2 protein-coding genes are annotated in these 1,199 nt (G+C 39.0%); both read right to left on the minus strand.

Annotation, left to right across the window (positions count from 1 at the left end):
* Positions 1–587: 587 nt before the first annotated feature.
* Positions 588–737 carry an ATP-binding cassette domain-containing protein gene (locus SMIDD26_RS13725; protein WP_342666596.1) on the minus strand — a complete coding sequence of 50 codons (150 nt, stop codon included), beginning with the start codon at positions 735–737 and terminating at the stop codon, positions 588–590.
* A gap of 97 nt (positions 738–834) precedes the next feature.
* Positions 835–1,068: an ATP-binding cassette domain-containing protein gene (locus SMIDD26_RS13230; protein WP_342666597.1), complete on the minus strand. Its 234-nt coding sequence runs from the start codon at positions 1,066–1,068 to the stop codon at positions 835–837.
* Positions 1,069–1,199 lie beyond the last annotated feature (131 nt).

Consider the following 1,199-nt stretch of genomic DNA (forward strand, 5'->3'; position numbering starts at 1 on the left):
ATACTCTTCGAAAATCTCTTCAAACCACGTCAGCGTCGCTTTACCGTACTCAAGTACAGCTTATGGCTAGCTTCCTAGTTTGCTCTTTGATTTTCATTTAGTATTAAATCGTGTATCAGTTAATTGTTTACTTGCTTCATAATTCATCGTTTTATTGTATCATATTTTTGTAAACACAAAGGAAAAACTAGTACAGAGAAACCTCAAATCATAGAGGGAAAGGAAGACTACAGTCAATTGAGCACCTCATAGAGCAAATCTTCCAAAGAGACAGGTTCTCGGGAAAACTGCACGACTTCCGTTTCTTCCAGCAATACCCGATAAAGTCTGGGGTTCTGGTATCTAGCAAAATTCCATCATCAAGCACCTTGTAGTCTAACCAAGGAAAATCTTGTCTCAGTACACTTTCTGCACTCTGAACAAAAAGCAAGCGATAGACTTCTTGCTGGTGGACATTGCCAAAAATCTCCTAAAAGGTTCCCTCACGACAAATCCGCCCCTGCTGAATCAAGACAGCCCTACTGCTGACCTTTTCAATCAAACTAGCATCATGACTAGTAATGAAAATACTGTCTTGATGATGACGATCATAGTCTTACAAGAAAGCAATGGGCTGTTTTTACCAGCAAATCCAGCCCATTGGTTGGCTCATCCAGACAGAGAACTTTGGTTTTTTGTACCAAGGATAAGATTAAGATCAGTTTCTGACGATTGCCATGAGAAAGATCCGAAACCAGCGTATCCTTTTAGGGAGTAAAATCCACACAAGTCATCCTCTTCTGCCTTAATATGAGCTAACAAAATCCCGTTCAAACCCAGAAAATACTGGAGATTTCACATGGCTGTCAGATAACTATACAGCCCCTGCCCACTCTCCAAGACAAACTTGACCAGCGAGTGAATTTTCTTGGAGCAATTCGAAATGCCATACAAACGTATCTTGCCCTTATCCTGCAAGAAAATCCTTGCCAAGAATTTGATAAAAGTGGACTGACCAGCACCATTACCACCAAAGATGGAGATGATTTCACATGGACTAGCTTGAAAATCAGGAATGTCTAAAATCAGATTCTTGTGAAAATCTTATGTTATAATGGATTGAAACAAAAACTGCACAAATCAATTAGGGAATTTAAACCAATTTCTAACAATGTTTTAGGAACCACAGTGTACTATTTTAACATCAATCTACTATAGTC

It is taken from the genome of Streptococcus mitis (assembly GCF_001579035.1).
Taxonomy (GTDB): Bacteria; Bacillota; Bacilli; order Lactobacillales; family Streptococcaceae; genus Streptococcus; species Streptococcus mitis_J.